This window comes from Flavobacterium sp., from assembly GCF_040379285.1.
In the GTDB taxonomy this organism is placed as follows: Bacteria; Bacteroidota; Bacteroidia; order Flavobacteriales; family Flavobacteriaceae; genus Flavobacterium.
The window spans coordinates 12,096-32,116 of the sequence record NZ_JBEILJ010000029.1; the positions used below are offsets into that span (position 1 = coordinate 12,096).

The following is a 20,021-nucleotide window of genomic DNA, read 5'->3' on the forward strand; positions in this document are numbered from 1 at the left end:
TCTAGCGTAATTTTAAAGTGACAATAGCGACAATAGCGAGCATAATCGTAACAATCCAAAAGCGGGTTACAATTTTACTTTCATGGTAGCCTTTTTTCTGATAATGATGGTGCAAAGGCGACATTAGAAAAACCCGTCGTCCCACCCCAAATCGTTTCTTGGTGTACTTGAAATAGGAAACCTGAATAATCACCGAGGCGCTTTCGGCAAAGAAAATGGCACACAAAACAGGCAAAAGCATTTCTTTTCGAACAGAAATAGCGAGTACAGCAATGATTCCGCCGATGGTAAGACTCCCCGTATCACCCATAAACACTGATGCGGGATACGAATTGTACCAAAGGAAACCGACCAAGGCGCCAACAAAAGCAGCAATAAATACCGTCATTTCTCCCGAATTGGGGATGTACATGACATTCAAATAGCTTGATAAAATGATGTTCCCGGAGATGAACGCAAAAATTCCCAACGCGAGCACTGATATGGCCGAAGTTCCTGCCGCGAGACCATCAATTCCGTCGGTAAGATTGGCTCCATTCGAAACCGCCGTGATGATAAATATCACAATCGGAATAAACACCAACCAAGCCCATTGATGGTAATCGTCGGTGAATGGCTTTAAAATTTGCGCGTACTCCAATTCGTTATTTTTCATGAACGGAATAGTCGTTGTGGTCGATTTGATTTCTTTGGTTGTGGGGGCAATCGTACTTTTTGTTTGATTGAACGTTATAGGCGCCGTCGACTTTTCACGAACGGTTACTCCCGGGTGAAAATACAAGACTGACCCAACAATCAATCCCAAACCGACTTGACCGATGACTTTAAAAATTCCTTTTAAGCCTTGTTTGTCTTTTTTGAAAATTTTAATATAGTCGTCAATAAAGCCAATGGTTCCCATCCAAAGGGTGGTGACAACCAACAGGATTACATAGATGTTATTCAATTTGGTCAACAATAAAACGGGAATGAGCGTAGCAATAATGATAATTAATCCTCCCATTGTTGGCGTACCTGCCTTTTGTGTTTGTCCTTCCAAACCCAGTTCTCGAATGGTTTCACCCACTTGTTGGTTGCGTAAAAAATTGATGATTTTCTTTCCGTAAATGGTAGAAATCATTAACGAAAGAATGAGCGCTAAGGCCGAACGAAAGGTGATGTATTGAAACACCCCTGCGCCGGGCACATCCAATTGTTTATCGAGATAATCAAACAAATAGTAAAGCATGGGTTAGGAATTTAAGCGTTGGAGGAATTCGGTAACTATCTTTAAATCATCAAAATCGTGGCGCACCCCATTGATTTCCTGGTAGGTTTCGTGACCTTTACCAGCAATCAGAATAATATCGTGGGGTTGAGCCATTTGACATGCGGTTTTTATGGCTTGTTTTCGATCTAAAATCGAAAGGGTTTTTTTGAAATATTGGGGTTCCACACCAGCTTCCATCTCGGTTACGATTTGTTGCGGGTCTTCCGTACGTGGATTATCCGAGGTAAAAATGACTTTGTCGCTATGTTCCGCGGCAATATTGGCCATAATCGGACGCTTAGTTTTGTCGCGATCACCACCACAACCAACTACGGTAATTAACTGTTCGTTGCGGGTACGAATATCGCCAATCGTTTTAAGCACATTGGCTAGAGCATCGGGCGTGTGGGCATAATCGACGATAGCCGTAATTTGGTTGGGCGAAACGACAAACTGAAAGCGTCCAGAAACACTTTCCAATTCGGACAAAAGACGTAAAGCCTCTGATTTTTCGAGTCCCAACTCAATGGCAACCCCATATATAGCTAAGACATTGTAGGCATTGAAGGATCCTATTAATTTGACCCAAACTTCTTGCTCGTTGATTTTTAAAAGCAAACCCGACAACTGATTTTCCAACACCTGGGCTTTATAGTCGGCCATTGATTTCAAGGCATACGAAAGAGTTCGAGCGCCCGTATTTTGAATCATAACGGCACCGTTTTTATCGTCGATATTGATGAGCGCAAAAGCGGTTTTGGGCAAGTGATCAAAAAATGATTTCTTCACATCACGGTATTCGGTGAAAGTGTTGTGGTAATCCAAATGATCATGGGTTAGGTTGGTAAAAATGCCTCCTTTGAACACCAATCCTTCGGTTCGCTTTTGGTGTACCCCATGGGAACTTACTTCCATGAAACAATATTCACATCCCACCTCAGCCATTTCAGCCAAATACCGGTTGATCGTGAGGGAATCGGGCGTGGTATGTGTGGCAGGAAATTCGTGGGTATCGACCATCACTTTTACGGTGGAAAGCAATCCGACTTTGAATCCGGCTTTTTTAAACATTTGATACAACAGTGTTGCAATGGTGGTCTTCCCATTTGTTCCCGTTACGCCTACCAATTGTAATTTGGTAGAAGGATTATCATAAAAGTTATTCGCCATCCATGCCAAAGCCGTATTGGTATCGGCCACTTGAATATAGGTGATTTGGGGTAAAAGCGTTTCGGGAAGCGTATCACATACCACCGCTACTGCTCCCAAAGTGATTGCTTTTTCTATAAAATCATGCCCATTGGCTAGCGTCCCGCGTAAGGCTACGAACACATCCCCTGGAGTAACTTTGCGGGAATCAAATTCAATCTTAGCCACAGGAATATCGGTCGGTCCTTTGACCGATTCTAAAGCTACGCGGTAGAGTAAATCTTTGAGTTGCATTATGATAATTCTAGGGTGATGGGTATGTTTTTTCGTAGGATTTCTCCAGGTCGCAACGATTGGGACTTCACTTTCCCTATCCCTTTGACTTTAACTTTCATGCCCATATTTTCTAACAAAGCAATGGCATCCATGCCGGGCATCCCTTTCAGATTGGGCATGGTATTTTTGGTTTTTTGCAATTTTTGATAGTAGGCATTGTATTGTTGTTCTTGATGGGCAATTTTGGCATCTACATTGTGCACTTTATTCATGGCGGGCGCATCGGTAAAAATCTTCTGCGCAATACGTTTGAATACAGGACCCGCTACATCGGCGCCATAGTAATTGTTGTTGGACGTGTTGGGTTTGTGTACCACAACGATACACGAATACTTTGGTTTATCGGCAGGGAAAAAGCCCACAAATGACGAAATGTAATGCTTTTCATTGCCCCCATTTTTAGCGTAATTGGCTTGAGCCGTTCCCGTTTTTCCCGCCATAGAGAAATCTTTGGAATACAACTTTGAACCCGTACCGCGTTTGACTACATTTTCCATAATCGCCTTCAACTTTTTTATGGTTTCTGGCGAACAGATGCGTCGGTTTATCACTTCTTTATTGTATTTTTTTATGGTATTGTTCCATTCTTTAATCTCAGAAACGAACAAGGGTTTTACCATTTCTCCATTGTTGGCGATGGCATTGTACAAGGTTAATGTTTGAAGTGGCGTCACCGAAACCCCGTAGCCAAAAGCCATCCAGGGTAATGCAATTGCACTCCAACCCTTTTCACCGGGATGTGGGATAAACGGAACGCCTTCGCCTTTAATAGGTAATCCCAAGGGTTTATTCAATCCCATGCGGTCGATGCGATCGACGAACTGTTTAGGATTGTTTTTATAATTTTCATAAACCGCTTGAACCAAGACGGTGTTGGACGAAACTTCAAATCCGCGCGCTAAAGAGATGCTTCCATAGCCTCCCTCATGAGAATCGCGTACTTTTTTACCTCGGTACGTTATCACCCCGCCGTTGGTATTATACACCCTACTCGTGTCCACTTTTTTATCCTCCAACAAGGCGATCATATCTACTAGTTTGAACGTAGAACCAGGTTCGTGCGACTCCATCACCGCATAGTTGAGGGTTTCGTAGTAGTTGCCTGATTTTTCATCACGACCCAAATTGGAAATCGCACGTACATAGCCCGTTTTGGTCTCCATAACCACCACACAGCCGTGCTCAGCACCGTATTCTTCCAATTGCTTTAGTAAGGCATGGTGGGCGATATCCTGAATGAAAACATCGATGGTTGAAATTACATCGTAACCGTCGTGCGGTTCTTTTTCATTTTCATCACGAATGGGTTTCCATTGACCTTTGGCAATTTTTTGTTTCAAAATTTTACCATCTTCTCCTCGTAAATACTTGCTAAACGCCCCTTCAATTCCGATACGTTTTACTGTACCATCGTCCAAAACACGTTCGTAACCAATGGTACGTTCGGCCACTTTTCCAATAGGATGCTCCCGAACGGTATGTTGTTCTACAATCATACCGCCTTTGTAGGCTCCTTTATTGAACAAGGGCATCGCTTTGAAGTCCATGTACTGCGTGTAGGTCAAATCATCAGCGATAAACAAGTATCGGTTTTTGTTGGCGCGCGCTTTGCGCAACATATCTTGGTAGTGTGAGGCGGGTTTGCCCAACATCTTGGATAAGGCTTGTGCTAAATCGGGGACATGGGCTTCAAAATCTTCCGGTTTAGGCGCCATCGCATCAAAGCGAATGGTGTAATTGGGAATGGAAGTCGCTAATAAACTTCCGTCGGCAGAATAGATATTGCCTTTATTGGCTGGAATAACAAAGGTTTTTACCGAACGTTCTTTGGCTAACTTTCGGTAATAGGGTCCCTCTACCCACTGGATATTGGTCAATTTTACCACGATAGCAATCGCCATGAGGAAAAAGACCAACGCGGTAAGGTAGGTTCGGTAAGAAAGTGCTTTATCGTTGTTTACTCCTGCCATAGGGAACTCCAAAATCCTTTCGATTCTTTTTTAGTTACAGTTATCTTCTGCGGAGGCACGGGAGAAGGTTTGATCCCACGGGCTTCCATTTTTTGTGAAATAGTCGACTCCATACGAAGTTTCATCAATTGCGAACGGCGATCAACAAATCGCGAACGCAATTCTTTTACTTCATTATTCAATTCGGCGATACGAAACACCTTTTGTTCATACCGATGGGTATTGGCGATCATGATAATGGCCAATAAAATCAGAAAAAGGATAAACCGCCAGTTTTGTGAGGCGGACTCATCCACTAGAAATCGGGCTTTTAGTAAGCTGTAAATTCCTCGTTTCATCCTAATTTTTCGGCTATTCGTAGTTTCGCACTGCGCGCACGATTGTTTGTACTAATTTCTGCGGCACTAGGCACGATGAGCTTCCCAATAGTTTTGAAAGGCACCGAATAATTCCCAAAGAAATCGCGTTCGGGTTCGCCTTCAAACATTCCGTTTTTGACATAGCGTTTCACCAAACGATCTTCCAAAGAATGGTATGAAATCACACTCAATCGTCCTCCAGGGCGCAATACTTCTAGGGATTGTGTCAAAAAATCTTTGAGCACTTCCATTTCTTGATTCACTTCAATACGAATGGCTTGATAGATTTGTGCCAAAATTTTATTACTCAAATGTGCGGGTAAATATTTGGCTAAAACCTGTTTCAAATCGGCGGTGGTTTCAATCGGTTTTTGACTGCGTGCTTCGACGATTGTTCGCGCAAAAGCGGGAGCTTGTTTGAGTTCGCCATACAACAAAAACATACTGCGCAACGCACTTTCATCATAGGTGTTGATGACTTGATAGGCGTCTAATTCATTTTGCTGACTCATTCGCATGTCCAATTTTGCCTCAAAACGCGTTGAAAATCCGCGCTCGGGCACATCAAACTGGTGGGACGAAACCCCTAAATCGGCCAATATCCCATCGACGGCACGAACTCCATGAAATCGGAGAAAGCGTTTAAGATATCGGAAGTTTTCGGGAATCAAAGTGAACCGTGAATCGTCGATCGCATTGGCCCAAGCATCTTCATCTTGATCAAAAGCAAATAGTTTTCCATCCGGACCCAAACGGCGTAAAATTTCACGCGAATGTCCCCCGCCTCCAAAGGTCACGTCAACATAGACGCCATCGGGACGAATTGCCAAACCGTCAACGGTTTCCTGCAACAATACGGGGTTATGATAGTCCATGATCATCGTCGTTTACATTTCCCATTACATCTTCGGCCAAATCTGCAAAGTCAACGACAGAATCATCAATTGCTTTTTCATACAAGTCTTTATCCCAGATCTCGACGATATGTACCGCCGATGATAAGACTACATCTTTGGAGATTTGGGCAAAAGCGGTTAAGTCTTTGGGGACTAATAAGCGACCCAAGTTGTCAATTTCCACCACTTTAACTCCCGCTGTAAAGCGACGAATGAAGTCGTTGTTTTTTTTGACAAACTTGTTGAGCTTGTTGATTTTTTGCATCATCAGATTCCACTCCGCCATAGGGTACAACTCCAAACAAGGTTGAAATACCGAGCGCTTCAGCACGAAACCGTCCTGAAGTACAGCCGCAAGTTGCTTCTTCAAAGGCGCAGGCATCAAAAGCCTTCCTTTGGCATCAACTTTACACTCGTATGTCCCTATTAATGCGTTCATTATGCGAAATCGGATGTATGGGAACAAAAATAGGAAAGATTTTACCACCTTTTACCACTTTTTTCCACTTTGTTGATAAGTTTTACCACTTTAAAGGAAAATCCATGAAGAACACAGAAAAGAGTACTTTACCAAAAGTTTAACAATTTTGGATAATGGGTAAAAAAAACTCATTTTACGGCGTCGTTTATCGATACTTACTATAAACACTCCGGAGATTTTAACAGTTTTGAAGTGTTTTGAGAAAATGAAGTTCTGATTTCAAGACGATTAGCAATTGGTCGTAATGAATCGAAATACAACAGAAACATCACCGTAAATAATGACGAGAGCACTGGGATATTAGGTTTAAAAAACTATATTTGTAACCAAGCAAAATCGTAGGATTCAATATGGATGTAAGCGCAAAAAAAGAAGGTAAGTACCAATATTATGAAGCTGGAGAAGGCACCCCAATCGTGGTGTTGCATGGATTGATGGGCGGTTTGAGTAATTTTAAAGCGGTTGCCGATCACTTTTCAACCCGAGGCTACAAAGTAGTAATTCCTGAATTACCGCTATACACCCAAAACATTTTAAAAACCAACGTCAAAGCTTTTGCGAAATACGTCAAGGATTTTATCACCTACAAAGGGTTCTCGCGAGTTATTCTTTTGGGTAATTCTCTAGGGGGACATATCTCTTTATACCATACGAAAATGTATCCCGAAAAAGTTGCGGGTTTGGTAATCACCGGGAGCTCTGGTTTGTATGAAAGCGCTATGGGAGACAGTTACCCCAAACGCGGCGATTACGAATACATCAAAAAGAAAACCGAAGACGTGTTTTACGACCCCAAAATGGCTACTCCTGAATTGGTAGACGAGGTGTTTTCTATTGTAAATGACCGTATTAAAGTTTTAAAAACACTCACGATTGCCAAAAGTGCCATTCGCCACAATATGGGAAAAGATTTGCCCAAAATGCATGTAAAAACATGTATTATTTGGGGGAAAAACGACCGAGTTACGCCGCCTGAAGTTGCCGAAGAATTCCACAAGTTAATGCCTAATTCGGATTTGTATTGGATTGACCAATGTGGACATGCCGCGATGATGGAACAACCTGAAGCATTCAATCAGCATTTGGAAATGTGGCTTAAAAAAGAAGGTTTATAAGGCATGAAAATCAATAGCGCCGAATTTATCATCAGCAATTCTGTGGTCAGTAAATGTCCTCAAGAACCCCTTCCCGAGTATGCTTTTATCGGGCGTTCCAATGTGGGAAAATCTTCACTGATTAACATGTTGACCAACCATAAAAATTTGGCTAAAACATCGGGTCGCCCTGGCAAAACCCAGTTAATCAATCATTTTAAAATCAATCAAAATTGGTTTTTGGTCGATTTACCGGGTTATGGCTATGCCCGTGTGTCTAAATCGACCAAAGCTACTTTTCAAAAATTTATCACCGATTATTTTGAAAAAAGAACCCAGTTGGTTTGTGCGTTTGTATTGATTGATGTGCGTTTGGAAGCTCAGAAAATCGATTTGGAGTTTATCAATTATTTGGGGGAAAACGGCATCCCTTTTTGTTTGGTCTTTACCAAAATGGATAAAATTACGCGGGTAAAAGCAGAATCCAATGTGGCGGCTTACCGAAAGAAACTATTGGCCGAAAATTGGGAAGAAATGCCTCCTTATTTTATCACTTCTTCGGAGACAAAAGTAGGTCGCGAGGAACTTTTGACGTATATAGAGTCTATCAATGAGACGATCCGAAAATCACCCTTTCCTTAATATTTTTTTGCCATGAGAAAATCGACATTTTTTGCCTTTCCCTTGATCCTTCTCACCCTTACCTTAACACTTTTATCAGGTTGCAATGCAGCCAAATATACGATGCTTTCGCAGGGACCGGCAGGCGGGGTAGATTTTCGTACCGGTAATTGGTTGTTGTTGGAAATCGATTGTCCGCCAGAAGTCTATGGTGCACTCAATACGGCAATACAAACCGACTTCAAAGCAATTTTGGGCGATCGTCTTTACTTTCCCCATCAAATACAAAGTGCTATTATACCGAAAGACGCCAAAGTACAGATGAAATTAACTGCCTTGAAACAATTGGCCTTGGGGGTTCCAACTTGTGATTATGTAATTTTATGTAAAGCCGTCATTGCCAAAGATGAAATGGGACTCCTCAATTACAATTCCCGTTTTCAGCAAACACAGAAACAAAATATGGCGCATATTACCTTGGAATGTTACGACCTCAAAAAACAAACCCTGTTGTACTCCAAGCGATTTACAGGGAGCAGCACCAGCACCTCGCTTCACGGAGGCGAACGTTGGGAGTTTAGCGTTCAAGCGAAAAGTTTATTGCTCAAAGCCTATGAAAAAGGAATAAAAGATTTACGGCGAACATCGGTCCGCTAGCTTACCCTTTCAAATTCAATTTTTCGGCAAAGAAATCAGAGAAATCCCGCATGGAATCGGCCATTTTATCGTCTTGGGTGGCGCGTTGGTAGGTGTCGGCCATGGCTACCAGGGTTTGATGAAAAAAGATTTTCATTTCATCTACTGGCATATCTTTCGTCCACAAATCAATCCGCAAAGTTTCTTTTTGCTGACTGTCCCACAACGACAACAAGACCGCTTTGGCACCCGCATTTTCCACTCCACCGTCAATGGCGGTCCAACTTAAGGCCTCGGGAATACGATTTTCATCGAGGGTTACATTTACTTTTATTTCCGAGGTAAAGGTTTGCTTACTCATTCTTTTTGGGTTTGTATTTGGATTGTTCAAAGATACGATGTGCCTCCATGGCGAGCAAGTCTTTGGGGGTTACATCTTCATTATTTTCAACAAACGAGCGAATGATTTGCCATCCTACCCATTGGCCAATGCGTCCAGGGGTTTCGTTGTCGATTTCGAGATAAAATTTTGAAAAAGGAGCCATGTTAATAAATCGGTTGGGCAACTTACTATCGGTACTGTAGAGGTATTTGTTTTGTACAAAATTCTCCCAAATGTAGGCTTCATTTTCTTGACAAAACAGAAGTTGCTTGGGCGTATATCCAATTTTCTCCGCATCGGTATAATCGGGAATCAAAAGATCTTTGAGGTACAATTCTTTCCCCGCATCAATCATCAAACTCAAAAAGTCGCCTTTGCGCGATTTGGGGATTACCCGAAAACCTATGGCGGCTACTACATCGGGGATCATTTGTCGCGGTTCAAAGTTGTCGCGAATGTATTGCGGAATTCCAGCGTAAAAGGGATGACTTTTTCCGAGATACATTTCCAAGGAGATAATCAACTTATCTTGCGTGTAAATGGCTTTGTTAAGGTAATCCATTTCACCAATGGCCGTGTAAATCAAGGGTTCTTTGACTTTGGGAAAGTAATATTTAACATGTTTAAACACATCGTCTATTGCTGTTTGCTCGGCGCTAAAATCGTTGTAACGTTTGGAGACCTCGCGGTAAAGTGCCTGCCAATCTTTATTTTGCAGGCGATTAATCCATACGGAATCGAGAACATCCACAGGAAAAAAATCGGGATATTGTTGTTTGACTTTAGCCAATTCGGAAGGCTTGGACTCATAAAATGCTTGTTCAAATCGATTCAGTTTGGTCACTACAGGTATGGCTTCTACCTCTTTTTCGACCTTTGCCTTCGAATCACAAGCAATCACTACTAGTCCAATATAAAACAATCCTGTTAATTTTTTCATTCCTACAAAAATTTATTTTTCTTTCGTAAATAAAAGCTTACCTTCGTACTTTACGTTAATAAAGAAAACGTTCTAAAATAGTTAATTTCTTTGTCAATTAATTCAAAACGAAGAAGTATTCTTATTCGTATAAATTAATATTTTTGCAAATATACGTGAGATACTATACTTTTCATCACTAGTATTAATGACAAATAAAAACGTGTTTAATCCAGCTCTTGTAAACGACTACATCGTACAGTGGCTACGTGATTATGCAACACAGGCTCGAGTTAAAGGCTTTGTTGTAGGAATCTCAGGTGGTGTAGATTCGGCTGTAACTTCCACCTTATGTGCCCAGACAGGCTTACCCACCTTGTGTGTAGAAATGCCTATTCATCAGGCTGAGAGTCAGGTCTATCGCGCGCAGGAACATATCGCTCAATTGCAAGAGCGGTTTCCACTGGTTACAGGAATGCGCGTTGATTTAACACCCGTTTTTGAAAGTTTTAAAAAAGAAGTTCCCAAGAGTCCCGATGAGAAAGCCTACTTCTTATCGTTGGCCAACAGTAGAGCGCGATTGCGAATGACTACTTTATATTTTTTGGCGGGTATACACGGCCGTTTGGTCGCTGGAACAGGCAATAAAGTAGAAGATTTTGGCGTTGGATTCTACACCAAGTACGGGGATGGCGGCGTCGACTTGAGTCCGATTGCCGATTTGATGAAAAGTGAGGTCTACGCACTTGGAAACTATTTACAAATACCTGAATCAATTCAGCTCGCCGCTCCAACGGATGGATTATTTGGGGACAACCGAACCGATGAAGATCAGTTGGGGGCCAGTTATGATGAACTGGAATGGGCGATGCGCGAACAGGAAAAAGGCAAGCAAGCAGATGCTTTCACAGGCCGCGAGCTAGAAGTCTTTACTATTTATCAGCGACTCAACCGCGCTAACCGACACAAAATGGAACCGATTCCGGTTTGTGTCCTTCCGGAAGCATTACGCTAATTCTGAAGATCTTCAACGTTTTGGAACAAAATGAAGAAAAAAATTAAGTTACCCTAACACACTCTAAAACGTTAAATTATGATTACAGTTTGTCTTGCCGACAATTTACCCGTGGTTCATTACGGGGTAAAATCGTATTTCAGGGATCACCCCGAAATTGCGGTGGTATCCAATGTAGGTAGCTTCTACATGGTGCCCGACGCCCTTAGAAACCGTGAGATCAACGTACTGGTCATCGACTTAGAATTGGATGGCCTGAAAAGTATTTACGAACTTAAAGCGATTATTAAAAACTTTCCCAACACGAAAGTCCTTGTTTTCTCCAGTCTTAACGAACAAATTTACGCTCCTAATGCCATTAAAGCAGGCGCTGCAGGATATGTTCACAAAAGTTCCAAATTGGAAACATTAGGCACCACCATCATCCGTGTTCACCAAGGATTGGTCATGATGAGTGAAAACATCAAAAAGAACTTGGCCCTTATCGCCAAACAAAACAAAACCGAACGGGTATACCGCAAATTATCCAATCGTGAGATTGAGGTATTGCGTTACTTATCGGATGGAAAGAAAAACAATGAAATTTCTAAGATTTTAAATCTTAATGAAAAAACGGTCAGCACCTACAAACTGCGTTTGTTACAAAAATTAAACGTAACCAACTTGGTCGACTTGGTCAACAAAGCGAAAACTTTAGATATCGTTTAATGGAGACTGTGGCGCGAGATTACTCGTCCGAGTTTCTTTGAAAAGACACTAGTCAAACCCAGGTAGTCGACGATCATCTCCAATGTATTTGAGTTATCAGAATCAGCCTCTTGGCTGATTTCTTTTTTAAGCTCATCGATAATTTTATTCACCCAATACCAACGCAACGTTAAGATGGTTTCGGTAACATATTGTGCAATTCCTTGCATTTTATCTTTCACCAAAATATTCTTGGCCTCCCAATTGTGTAAAAAGTCACGTTCTTCTTGCATCAATATTCCCGTGACCGTCGCAGAAAGCTCCGGCGGTAATTGCGCCACGTATTGGTCTAAATCAAACTGCTCATTCTGATGCAAATAGGCAATTACATCGTCGTAAATTTGTTTGAATCCAGGATGCGCCAATTCAATTTCGTCCTCTTGTAAACTCAAGTAAATTCGATGAAAAACCTTATAGCGGTTCCATTCCCGCACCTCAACCATTTCACCTCGTTCATCAGCTTTTAACAAGACATCTTCAAAATCTACCTCTTGGGTTCCATACAACAAGAGTATTTCAATAATTCGCTGCTCCAAAAGATGCTGAATATCGACCCCTGTGGCGGGTTGCTCGGGGGTTTCATTGCGGTGAACTTCAAACGCTTTTTGGGCTGCCTTTTGTTGTTTCCCTATAGCCTCTACCTCTTTCTTGAGCAACTGGGCCAACGTATTGAACAACACGTCTTCAGAAATGTCCATGATACGGGAACACTCTTGGATATAAATTTCACGCTTGATTCGATCAGGAATTTTAGAAATACTCACCACCATATCCCGAATCAGTTCGGCCTTTTTAATAGGATCATTTTGGGCTTCCCGCATCAACAACGAGGCTTTAAACTGGATAAAATCTCTGGCTTCGGTATCGAGATAGGCCAATAAATCGTGCAGAGGCGTTTTTTTGGCAAAACTATCGGGGTCTTCACCATCGGGAAACGAACATACTTTTACATTCATCCCTTCTTCGAGGATCAAATCAATTCCACGTAAAGACGCGCGTAATCCTGCAGCGTCGCCGTCGAATAAAACGGTAATATTTTTGGTCAAGCGACTGATTAACCGAATTTGATCGGGTGTCAACGCTGTTCCCGAGGAGGCTACCACATTTTCTATACCCGCTTGGTGCATTTGAATCACATCGGTATAGCCTTCCACCAAATAACAGCGGTCGTTTTTGGCAATGGCTTGTTTGGCGTGGGAAATCCCATACAGGACCTTACTTTTATGGTACAAGTCGCTTTCGGGCGAGTTCAAATATTTGGCTGCTTTTTTGTCGTTGGTGAGAATACGCCCCCCAAATCCCAAAACACGTCCCGACAAACTTTGAATTGGAAACATGACACGGCCTTTGAAGCGATCAAAAGTTTTATCTTCTCCCACTATAGTCAACCCAGTTTTTTCGAGAAATTCCAATTGATACCCTTTGGCCTGCGCCTCCTTGGTCAAAGCATCCCAAGTATTGGGGGAATAGCCCAGTCCAAACTTTTTAATGGTATCGTTGGTAAAACCACGCTCTTTGAAATAGGTCCATGCAATCGCTTTTCCCTCTTCAGTATCCCACAATTGTTTTTGAAAATATTGAGCCGCAAATTCGGTCACCAAAAACATACTCTCGCGCTCGTTCATTGCCTCCCGCTCTTCATCGGTGCGTTGCATTTCCTCAATTTCGATATTGTATTTTTTGGCCAAATAACGAATGGCTTCGGGATACGAGAAATGCTCGTGCTCCATGATAAAAGCAATCGCATTCCCTCCTTTCCCCGTACTAAAATCCTTCCAAATTTGCTTCACGGGCGACACCATAAACGAAGGGGTACGTTCGTCGGAAAACGGACTTAAGCCTTTAAAATTACTACCCGCACGTTTGAGCTGAACGAAGTCGCCAATGACCTCCTCCACCCGAACGGCGTCGTATACTTTATCAATCGTTTCTTTGGTTATCACCTTGGTTTTGTTTAGGAACGGGTAAAAATACAAAAAAGACGCCTTACATAAAGCGTCTTTTCTACCCTCATCAAATCGTCATGTGCGTTAATTGAGATCGAAGCGAACGCCCAATGAGATATTGTTTTGTTTGATGGCATTGTTTTGGAAGAGTGGATTCAAATCGTATTTCAAATACAAACTCGTTTCCCGATACCCGATATAGGTGCTTAAACCGTAAATAAAATTGGAGGCATTGAAATCACCTTTCACCTTTTGGTCGTAATCCATATCGTCGATTTTATACTCTGTTTTTTGTTTTGATTTGATGCGAATTCCAGCATAGCCCCCTACTCCCAAGCGCAAACTTTTGTGCGTACGGAACAGTGTTTTGTCGTCTTTCACTTCTTTTTTGGAAAAATCAAACTCCAAATGCAATGGAGTAACCAAATACACATTTCGAAAACGAGCACTTTCTAGATTCACCGGACTGGTCACCAATAGGGTTTGATCGCCTTGTTTTTCAAAAACACGGTTATCAGTAGGGCGTAAATCGTTGTACATCAAAGACATTCCATATTTAACATGCAATAAGTTGTCCTTTTTAAACAAACGCGTATTGTAGGTAAAACCCCATTCGTAAAAGCGAGACCCTGAGAAACGGAAATCGGAATTTTCAACCGAACCGTCGGTAACTACATTATTTAAACCGATAGCAAAGACAAACTGCGATGTGGTGCGTTTTTCACCGCGGAAAGTGTACTTTATCTTCTTCTTGTTATGGTTATGAAAGTTGATTGAAAAAAACTTTCCATCGATGTACACGGTATCTCGAGTAGCCAACTTCCCATCGATTTTGTTTTGCACTAAAATGCGTAGTTCATCATTCAACTGGTTGACGCGTGATTCAATTTTGGCCGCCGATTCAGTGGCTAAGACTTGCTTCTCTGTGGTGGCTTGCGCTGCGGTAATTTCGCCTTTTTCCAAACGAACATTTACAGCTTCAACGGCGGTTTTTAGGGCTAATTTTTCCTCCGAGGTGACTTGCTCGATTTTGTCGGCGATGGCACGTGCTTTGGATTCAAAGGTTTCTTGCGCCGTTAATTTTGACGTAATAGCACAAAGGATTAAGGCCAAATAAAAAATAAAATTTCTCATGACGTAGTGATTTTTGTTTTTTTGATGAATGATTGTTACTCCTGATTTCGGGTGGCTAAAGCGGATTTAGCCGATTGGTAATTGCGGTTAAGGCGGTCAAACAAACGCTCGCGAAACGACTGATTGAGTTCGCCATCTACCTGATTCAACAAACTTGAAGCATCTACCTTGATGTTGGTTTTTGCCAACTGCGGTTGGGTTACAGCTACATTTGTTATTGCTTCTATCCCTGATGTAGGTTGTACTAAGGTGGATAAATTTTGTCCTACTTTGGGTTGCGCAGGTACTGCAGTGACCACTTCCTGTTCGGTGGTAGGGATAATTTGGGTTTTGAGGGTGTGCTTTGTATTTTGTGGTAAATACTTTTTACTTTGGACGGCTTCTTTTGCATCGGTTTTGGGTTGCACCACAACGGCCTCATTGGGAGTTGGTGTTATTACCAAAATATCCTTGGCCTTGGAATCCTTCACTGTTGGAATGGCTTTAGCAGGTTCTTGACGAGTTACTTCTTGAGGGTGGTGGGTATCGGTCTTCGAAGGGTTTGAGGTAAAATAAAACCCGAGTGAAAGCAGGACCAAAACGGACGCTGATATGGTAATATAGCGAAAGTAAACGCCTAACGGACGCTTGGTTTTTTTTTCTTCGGCAACGGTCAACATGGCGTCCAAGCGATCCCAAGCTTGCGCCGTGGGCTGGATTTCACGCCCTTGTAGGCCTTGTTTGATTTGTTCTTCCCAATTATTCGGTGCCATTGGTATATTTTTTTTGAAGGTTAAGTTGCTGTTGCAACATTTTTCTTGCGTGTGATAACTGTGATTTAGATGTGCCTTCACTGATATTGAGCAGTTCGGCAATCTCATGGTGTTTATACCCTTCGATACAATACAGGTTGAACACCATTTTGTAGCCGTCGGGCAGTTGATCGATAAGAAACTGAATCTCGTCTAGGGTGAGCTGACTCTCAATTTGGTTATGGGTTTCTTCGAAATAAGTTTCATCGTCCATAAACCGCACTTTCTTTTGCACCCTCAAAAACGAAATACATTCATTAACCATTATACGACGAATCCATCCTTCAAAACTGCCTTTGTGTTGGAAGTGCTTTAAATTGGCAAACACTTTCATAAAAGCGGTAATCATCACATCCTCGGCTTGGTGCAGGTCTTTGCAATACTGACGACAAACGCCAAGCATTTTCGGGGCAAACTTCATATAGAGTTGGTGTTGTGCATGACGGTTGTTTTCGAGTGCCAGCGCAATCCATTCATTTTCGTCGTTATGGAGGTTGATCACCTTCATATTCGTTTGTTCCTTAGGGTTTCTATTGGGTAAGACGTGAATGGATTAAAAAGGGTTGCATCACTTGATAAAAAAAAGTGAATTTTTTTAAAAAAATATTTTTAATCTATTGACTATGAGTAGTATAAAAATAAATTATTTTTTACGCTCTGTAACGTAATTGACCATTAATTCCAGGCTTTCTTTGTAGGGTGAGGCTGGAAAATTTTGCAAAAGGTGCAAGGCTTCCGATTTAAACTCGGTCATTTTTTGTTCGGCAAAAGTGAGTCCGCCTTTGTCTTTTACAAATTGAATTACCTCCTTGACTCGCTTTTTATCCTTATTGTGGTTTTTGATCGAATTGATGCACCAGCTTTTTTCGGAGGGCGTACAATGGTTGAGGGCATAAATCAGGGGTAAGGTCATTTTTTGCTCCTTGATATCAATACCGGTGGGTTTCCCAATCGCATCGTCGGTGTAATCAAACAGGTCGTCTTTGATTTGAAAAGCCATCCCAATCAACTCGCCGAATTTTCGCATCCGTTCTACCACCACATCATCATCGGATACGGAACGGGCACCTAAGGCACAACATGCGGCAATCAAAGTAGCCGTTTTTTGACGGATGATTTCGTAATAAATCGCTTCGGTAATATCAAGGCGGCGCGCTTTTTCAATTTGCAACAATTCCCCCTCACTCATTTCGCGAACAGCCACCGAAATAATGCGCAACAAATCAAAATCGCCGTGATCGATGGACAGCAGTAACCCTTTGGACAACAAATAATCACCGACTAAAACGGCAATTTTATTTTTCCATAAGGCATTGATAGAGAAAAATCCACGGCGACGGTTGCTATCGTCTACCACATCATCATGAACTAAAGTCGCGGTATGAATCAATTCGATTACACTTGCCCCGCGGTACGTTCGTTCGTTGACTTTTCCCTCGTGGAGCATTTTGGCGGTTAAAAACACAAACATGGGACGCATTTGCTTCCCTTTTCGGTTGACGATATAATGGGTAATGCGGTTAAGCAATGCTACCTTGGAGGACATTGACTCTCGAAACTTGGTTTCAAAAAGTTCCATTTCCTCTTGGATGGGTTGCTTGATTTGCGCCGTAATATTCATCGATTCAAAGATACAACAATCCTATGGGTCGCAACGTTTTTTGATTTCGCATTAAACTTTTTTTAACGTTCGTAATCTAAGTACTATAACCGTAAAAATTAGCTTTATGAAAACAATGCTTAAAACTCTTGTAATTGGCTGGGCTTGCCTTCTTGCCAGTTGTACTAAAGACGATGCTTCCCCTGCTATCACGGCTGAAGAAGCCAGTGTGAATGCCAAAATTGACTTGGCCAACAATGATGTTACCGATATTGTCATGAATGAAGAACAAAGTACGTACCTCGATCCTGCCAACAAAAATAGTGCTTTGAGTGCCTTGGCCTTGCCACCTTGTGCCACTGTTACGCGTGTACCAGCCTTTGGAACGCCTTTAACGCCAGGAACACAAGTGACCAAAACCATCGACTTTGGCACTACGGGATGCACCCTAGCCAGCGGAAATGTGGTCAAAGGGCGAATTATCATCACATTTACCTTCAACCCGGGAGCCACTTCACATACCATCAACTATCAGTTTGATAATTTTTACCACAACAACCTCAAATTTGATGGGAATAAAACCTTTACCCGAGTCATGACGCCTGCAACGGCAACAACACCAAGTCTTCCCGTGGTTACGATGAATATGGATATGAATGTAACCCTTCCTAACGGCAATGTATACCAACGGGTTGGGCAACGTATACGTCAAATCACAGCTGGGTATGACACCCCCAATGTACTGATTGACAATGTATATAGTGTCACAGGAAACTGGACCACTACGTTTCCAAATAGCACTCTTCAAACAAGTACGATTACCACACCTTTGATGGTTAAAATGAGTTGTATCACCGCCAACAAACCCTTATTGGTGAGTGGTATGATTACCATCGCGCGCAATGGAAACACGGCGACCTTGGACTACGGTGACGGGACTTGCGACAATACCGCCTTGTTTACCTTTAATGGAACCTCGGTAACTATTGTGATTGGAAATTAAAAAAAGAACCCTTCAAAAAAAACGTCTCAGCTAAGTTGAGACGTTTTTTTTTATGATTTATTGGCCAATTGCCCACAAGCGGCATCGATGTCTTTGCCGCGACTGCGACGGACTTTCACGACAATATCATGGCGTTCCAAGGCGTCGATATAGGCTTGAATTGCTTCTTCGGAAGCTTGTTGAAATTCGCCATCGTCGATAGGATTGTATTCAATTAAGTTGACCTTACACGGAACGTATTTGCAAAACTTCACCAAGGCATCTACAGCTTCGCGATTGTCATTGATACCGCGCCAAACGACATATTCGTAAGTGACTTTACTTTTGGTTTTTTGGTACCAATACTCCAAACTCTCCCGCAAATCGGTGAGTGGAAAATTGGTCGTAAACGGCATAATCTTGTTGCGCGTACCTTCAATCGCCGAATGCAACGAAACGGCCAATTTAAACTTCACGCCGTCGTCGGCCATTTTTTTAATCATTTTTGGAATCCCCGAGGTCGACACCGTAATGCGTTTGGGCGACATGCCTAAACCTTCATCGGAAGTAATCTTCTCGATGGCTTTCATCACGTTGGGGTAGTTCATGAGGGGTTCGCCCATGCCCATAAACACAATATTGGACAAAGGATGATTGTAGTACAACCGACTCTCGCGATCGATAGCGACAACTTGGTCGTAGATCTCATCGGGTTGTAGATTGCGCATACGCTTCAGGCGTGCCGTGGCACAGAAGTTACAATCCAAGCTACAGCCCACCTGACTCGACACACAAGCCGTGATGCGGGTTGCAGTGGGAATCAACACACTTTCGACGACCAAACCATCGTGGAGTCGCACCGCATTTTTGACCGTTCCGTCAGCACTGCGTTGCATTTGGTCGACTTGAATATGATTGATAACAAAATGGGTTTCCAACAAGGTTCGAGTAGCTTTGGACACATTGGTCATGTCTTCAAACTTATGGGCGCCTTTGGTCCACAGCCATTCATAAACTTGATTGCCGCGAAAAGCTTGATCGCCCTGTGCTACAAAAAAATCACGCAGTTGGTCTTTGGTCAGCGCCCGAATGTCTTTTTTGTCTTCCATGGGGCAAAGGTAGATAGGAATTGTAAATTTTGAATTATAAATTATGAATTATGGGTTTGAGGTCGAAAAGTTTCAAGTTTCAAGTTTCAAGTTTCAAGTTTCAAGTTTCAAGTTTCAAGTTTAAGGTTAGGTTCTGGTAAATTCACATTTAAAATTTCTCAGAAGCTTTAAAAGGTTTCAAGTTTCAGGTTTCAAGTTTCAGGTTAGGTTCTAATAAACTCACATTTAAAATTTCTCGGAAGCTTAGTGTCTTAGTGGCTATAGTTTCAGGTGGTAGAAAAGTGGAGTTTAGTTTAAATGTTTATGAGGTTTAAGAGTGTAACGGGAAATAGGTTGATTTGTCCATTTTCAAATTGGCAAATTTTCAAATTGGCAAATTGGTACATCGGCACATTGATTATTTGTATCACAAGGTTGGGCACAGAGTTTTACAAGGTTTTTTTACCGCAAAGGCGCAAAGTAAGCGCAATGTTCGCAAAGTTTTGAGGCGCGGATTCGCTGCGCTTGAGAAAGGATTGAGGTTGATTGGGTGGAAAAGTTGGTTTATTTTAAATGTTTATTAAGTTTAAAAGTGTAACGGGAAATAGGTTGATACGTTCATTTTC

General features: G+C 42.1%; 20 protein-coding genes. 6 read left to right on the forward strand and 14 right to left on the reverse strand.

Annotated elements, in window-relative coordinates; genetic code table 11:
• Nucleotide 1: 1 nt before the first annotated feature.
• Genes mraY through mraZ form a run of 6 tightly spaced genes read right to left on the reverse strand, consistent with a single transcriptional unit; the run spans nt 2 to nt 6,398 of the window.
• On the reverse strand, nt 2-1,228 hold the full coding sequence (mraY, locus tag ABWO12_RS07605; protein WP_353088155.1) for a phospho-N-acetylmuramoyl-pentapeptide-transferase: 1,227 nt from the start codon (nt 1,226-1,228) through the stop codon (nt 2-4).
• A gap of 3 nt (nt 1,229-1,231) precedes the next feature.
• The gene (locus ABWO12_RS07610; RefSeq protein WP_353088156.1) at nt 1,232-2,692 is read right to left on the reverse strand and encodes a UDP-N-acetylmuramoyl-L-alanyl-D-glutamate--2,6-diaminopimelate ligase; all 1,461 of its coding nucleotides are present in this window, start codon (nt 2,690-2,692) and stop codon (nt 1,232-1,234) included.
• Nucleotides 2,692-4,704, reverse strand: coding sequence for a PASTA domain-containing penicillin-binding protein (locus ABWO12_RS07615; protein ID WP_353088169.1), 2,013 nt, complete (start codon nt 4,702-4,704; stop codon nt 2,692-2,694). Before ABWO12_RS07615 ends, ABWO12_RS07610 begins: the two co-directional genes overlap by 1 nt.
• Entirely contained in the window at nt 4,692-5,042 is a 351-nt protein-coding gene (locus ABWO12_RS07620; RefSeq protein ID WP_287781968.1) for an FtsL-like putative cell division protein, read from the reverse strand. Before ABWO12_RS07620 ends, ABWO12_RS07615 begins: the two co-directional genes overlap by 13 nt.
• Nucleotides 5,039-5,938 carry a 16S rRNA (cytosine(1402)-N(4))-methyltransferase RsmH gene (rsmH, locus tag ABWO12_RS07625; RefSeq protein WP_353088157.1) on the reverse strand — a complete coding sequence of 300 codons (900 nt, stop codon included), beginning with the start codon at nt 5,936-5,938 and terminating at the stop codon, nt 5,039-5,041. Before rsmH ends, ABWO12_RS07620 begins: the two co-directional genes overlap by 4 nt.
• The gene (gene mraZ, locus ABWO12_RS07630; protein WP_073363067.1) at nt 5,925-6,398 is read right to left on the reverse strand and encodes a division/cell wall cluster transcriptional repressor MraZ; all 474 of its coding nucleotides are present in this window, start codon (nt 6,396-6,398) and stop codon (nt 5,925-5,927) included. The genes rsmH and mraZ overlap by 14 nt, the downstream gene beginning before the upstream one ends.
• Nucleotides 6,399-6,790: 392 nt before the next feature.
• Between mraZ and ABWO12_RS07635 the strand changes: the two genes are divergently transcribed.
• The 3 genes from ABWO12_RS07635 to ABWO12_RS07645 are packed head-to-tail and all read left to right on the forward strand — an operon-like array spanning nt 6,791 to nt 8,812.
• Nucleotides 6,791-7,555 carry an alpha/beta fold hydrolase gene (locus tag ABWO12_RS07635; RefSeq protein WP_353088158.1) on the forward strand — a complete coding sequence of 255 codons (765 nt, stop codon included), beginning with the start codon at nt 6,791-6,793 and terminating at the stop codon, nt 7,553-7,555.
• Between the two features lie 3 nt (nt 7,556-7,558).
• A complete protein-coding gene (gene yihA / locus ABWO12_RS07640; RefSeq protein WP_073363064.1) occupies nt 7,559-8,176 on the forward strand; it encodes a ribosome biogenesis GTP-binding protein YihA/YsxC in 618 nt (205 codons plus the stop codon).
• Nucleotides 8,177-8,188: 12 nt separating this feature from the next.
• Entirely contained in the window at nt 8,189-8,812 is a 624-nt protein-coding gene (locus ABWO12_RS07645) for a hypothetical protein (RefSeq protein ID WP_353088159.1), read from the forward strand.
• A 1-nt stretch (nt 8,813) separates the two neighbouring features.
• On the opposite strand, the gene gldC is transcribed toward ABWO12_RS07645, so the two are convergent.
• Both gldC and gldB read right to left on the reverse strand, forming a co-directional pair.
• Nucleotides 8,814-9,152, reverse strand: a complete 339-nt coding sequence (gene gldC, locus ABWO12_RS07650) for a gliding motility protein GldC (protein ID WP_298205183.1) — start codon at nt 9,150-9,152, stop codon at nt 8,814-8,816.
• A complete protein-coding gene (gene gldB, locus ABWO12_RS07655; protein WP_353088160.1) occupies nt 9,145-10,113 on the reverse strand; it encodes a gliding motility lipoprotein GldB in 969 nt (322 codons plus the stop codon). Before gldB ends, gldC begins: the two co-directional genes overlap by 8 nt.
• 187 nt (nt 10,114-10,300) lie before the next feature.
• Here gldB and nadE point away from each other — a divergent pair, with 187 nt between their 5' ends.
• Together nadE and ABWO12_RS07665 are read left to right on the forward strand one after the other, a co-directional pair.
• Nucleotides 10,301-11,107, forward strand: coding sequence for an NAD(+) synthase (gene nadE, locus ABWO12_RS07660; protein ID WP_353088161.1), 807 nt, complete (start codon nt 10,301-10,303; stop codon nt 11,105-11,107).
• Nucleotides 11,108-11,185: 78 nt separating this feature from the next.
• Entirely contained in the window at nt 11,186-11,815 is a 630-nt protein-coding gene (locus tag ABWO12_RS07665) for a LuxR C-terminal-related transcriptional regulator (RefSeq protein ID WP_353088162.1), read from the forward strand.
• On the opposite strand, the gene dnaG is transcribed toward ABWO12_RS07665, so the two are convergent.
• From dnaG to ABWO12_RS07690, 5 genes are all read right to left on the reverse strand, one after another.
• On the reverse strand, nt 11,812-13,797 hold the full coding sequence (gene dnaG, locus ABWO12_RS07670; protein ID WP_353088163.1) for a DNA primase: 1,986 nt from the start codon (nt 13,795-13,797) through the stop codon (nt 11,812-11,814). The genes ABWO12_RS07665 and dnaG overlap by 4 nt on opposite strands.
• 87 nt (nt 13,798-13,884) lie before the next feature.
• Complete coding sequence (locus tag ABWO12_RS07675) at nt 13,885-14,934, reverse strand: hypothetical protein (protein ID WP_353088164.1); 1,050 nt, start codon at nt 14,932-14,934, stop codon at nt 13,885-13,887.
• Between the two features lie 35 nt (nt 14,935-14,969).
• Nucleotides 14,970-15,686, reverse strand: a complete 717-nt coding sequence (locus tag ABWO12_RS07680; protein WP_353088165.1) for a hypothetical protein — start codon at nt 15,684-15,686, stop codon at nt 14,970-14,972.
• Nucleotides 15,673-16,233 carry an RNA polymerase sigma factor gene (locus ABWO12_RS07685; protein WP_353088166.1) on the reverse strand — a complete coding sequence of 187 codons (561 nt, stop codon included), beginning with the start codon at nt 16,231-16,233 and terminating at the stop codon, nt 15,673-15,675. The genes ABWO12_RS07680 and ABWO12_RS07685 overlap by 14 nt, the downstream gene beginning before the upstream one ends.
• A gap of 135 nt (nt 16,234-16,368) precedes the next feature.
• Nucleotides 16,369-17,346, reverse strand: a complete 978-nt coding sequence (locus ABWO12_RS07690; protein WP_073363048.1) for a polyprenyl synthetase family protein — start codon at nt 17,344-17,346, stop codon at nt 16,369-16,371.
• A 106-nt stretch (nt 17,347-17,452) separates the two neighbouring features.
• On the opposite strand from ABWO12_RS07690, the gene ABWO12_RS07695 reads away from it, so the two are divergent.
• Complete coding sequence (locus tag ABWO12_RS07695; protein ID WP_353088167.1) at nt 17,453-18,328, forward strand: hypothetical protein; 876 nt, start codon at nt 17,453-17,455, stop codon at nt 18,326-18,328.
• Between the two features lie 50 nt (nt 18,329-18,378).
• Here ABWO12_RS07695 and rlmN read toward each other — a convergent pair whose 3' ends face one another.
• Nucleotides 18,379-19,416 carry a dual-specificity RNA methyltransferase RlmN gene (rlmN, locus tag ABWO12_RS07700; RefSeq protein WP_353088168.1) on the reverse strand — a complete coding sequence of 346 codons (1,038 nt, stop codon included), beginning with the start codon at nt 19,414-19,416 and terminating at the stop codon, nt 18,379-18,381.
• Between the last annotated feature and the right edge of the window lie 605 nt (nt 19,417-20,021).

What these genes read in the sequence shown, in the direction of transcription:
- ABWO12_RS07620 (WP_287781968.1), bottom strand. Translation starts at nt 5,042, where the DNA reads ATGAAACGAGGAATTTACAGCTTACTAAAAGCCCGATTTCTAGTGGAT.
- ABWO12_RS07675 (WP_353088164.1), bottom strand. Translation starts at nt 14,934, where the DNA reads ATGAGAAATTTTATTTTTTATTTGGCCTTAATCCTTTGTGCTATTACG.
- ABWO12_RS07685 (WP_353088166.1), bottom strand. Translation starts at nt 16,233, where the DNA reads ATGAAGGTGATCAACCTCCATAACGACGAAAATGAATGGATTGCGCTG.
- mraY (WP_353088155.1), bottom strand. Translation starts at nt 1,228, where the DNA reads ATGCTTTACTATTTGTTTGATTATCTCGATAAACAATTGGATGTGCCC.
- rlmN (WP_353088168.1), bottom strand. Translation starts at nt 19,416, where the DNA reads ATGGAAGACAAAAAAGACATTCGGGCGCTGACCAAAGACCAACTGCGT.
- ABWO12_RS07695 (WP_353088167.1), top strand. Translation starts at nt 17,453, where the DNA reads ATGAAAACAATGCTTAAAACTCTTGTAATTGGCTGGGCTTGCCTTCTT.
- ABWO12_RS07615 (WP_353088169.1), bottom strand. Translation starts at nt 4,704, where the DNA reads ATGGCAGGAGTAAACAACGATAAAGCACTTTCTTACCGAACCTACCTT.
- ABWO12_RS07635 (WP_353088158.1), top strand. Translation starts at nt 6,791, where the DNA reads ATGGATGTAAGCGCAAAAAAAGAAGGTAAGTACCAATATTATGAAGCT.
- ABWO12_RS07645 (WP_353088159.1), top strand. Translation starts at nt 8,189, where the DNA reads ATGAGAAAATCGACATTTTTTGCCTTTCCCTTGATCCTTCTCACCCTT.
- mraZ (WP_073363067.1), bottom strand. Translation starts at nt 6,398, where the DNA reads ATGAACGCATTAATAGGGACATACGAGTGTAAAGTTGATGCCAAAGGA.
- rsmH (WP_353088157.1), bottom strand. Translation starts at nt 5,938, where the DNA reads ATGGACTATCATAACCCCGTATTGTTGCAGGAAACCGTTGACGGTTTG.
- ABWO12_RS07610 (WP_353088156.1), bottom strand. Translation starts at nt 2,692, where the DNA reads ATGCAACTCAAAGATTTACTCTACCGCGTAGCTTTAGAATCGGTCAAA.
- yihA (WP_073363064.1), top strand. Translation starts at nt 7,559, where the DNA reads ATGAAAATCAATAGCGCCGAATTTATCATCAGCAATTCTGTGGTCAGT.
- nadE (WP_353088161.1), top strand. Translation starts at nt 10,301, where the DNA reads ATGACAAATAAAAACGTGTTTAATCCAGCTCTTGTAAACGACTACATC.
- ABWO12_RS07680 (WP_353088165.1), bottom strand. Translation starts at nt 15,686, where the DNA reads ATGGCACCGAATAATTGGGAAGAACAAATCAAACAAGGCCTACAAGGG.
- ABWO12_RS07690 (WP_073363048.1), bottom strand. Translation starts at nt 17,346, where the DNA reads ATGAATATTACGGCGCAAATCAAGCAACCCATCCAAGAGGAAATGGAA.
- gldC (WP_298205183.1), bottom strand. Translation starts at nt 9,152, where the DNA reads ATGAGTAAGCAAACCTTTACCTCGGAAATAAAAGTAAATGTAACCCTC.
- ABWO12_RS07665 (WP_353088162.1), top strand. Translation starts at nt 11,186, where the DNA reads ATGATTACAGTTTGTCTTGCCGACAATTTACCCGTGGTTCATTACGGG.
- gldB (WP_353088160.1), bottom strand. Translation starts at nt 10,113, where the DNA reads ATGAAAAAATTAACAGGATTGTTTTATATTGGACTAGTAGTGATTGCT.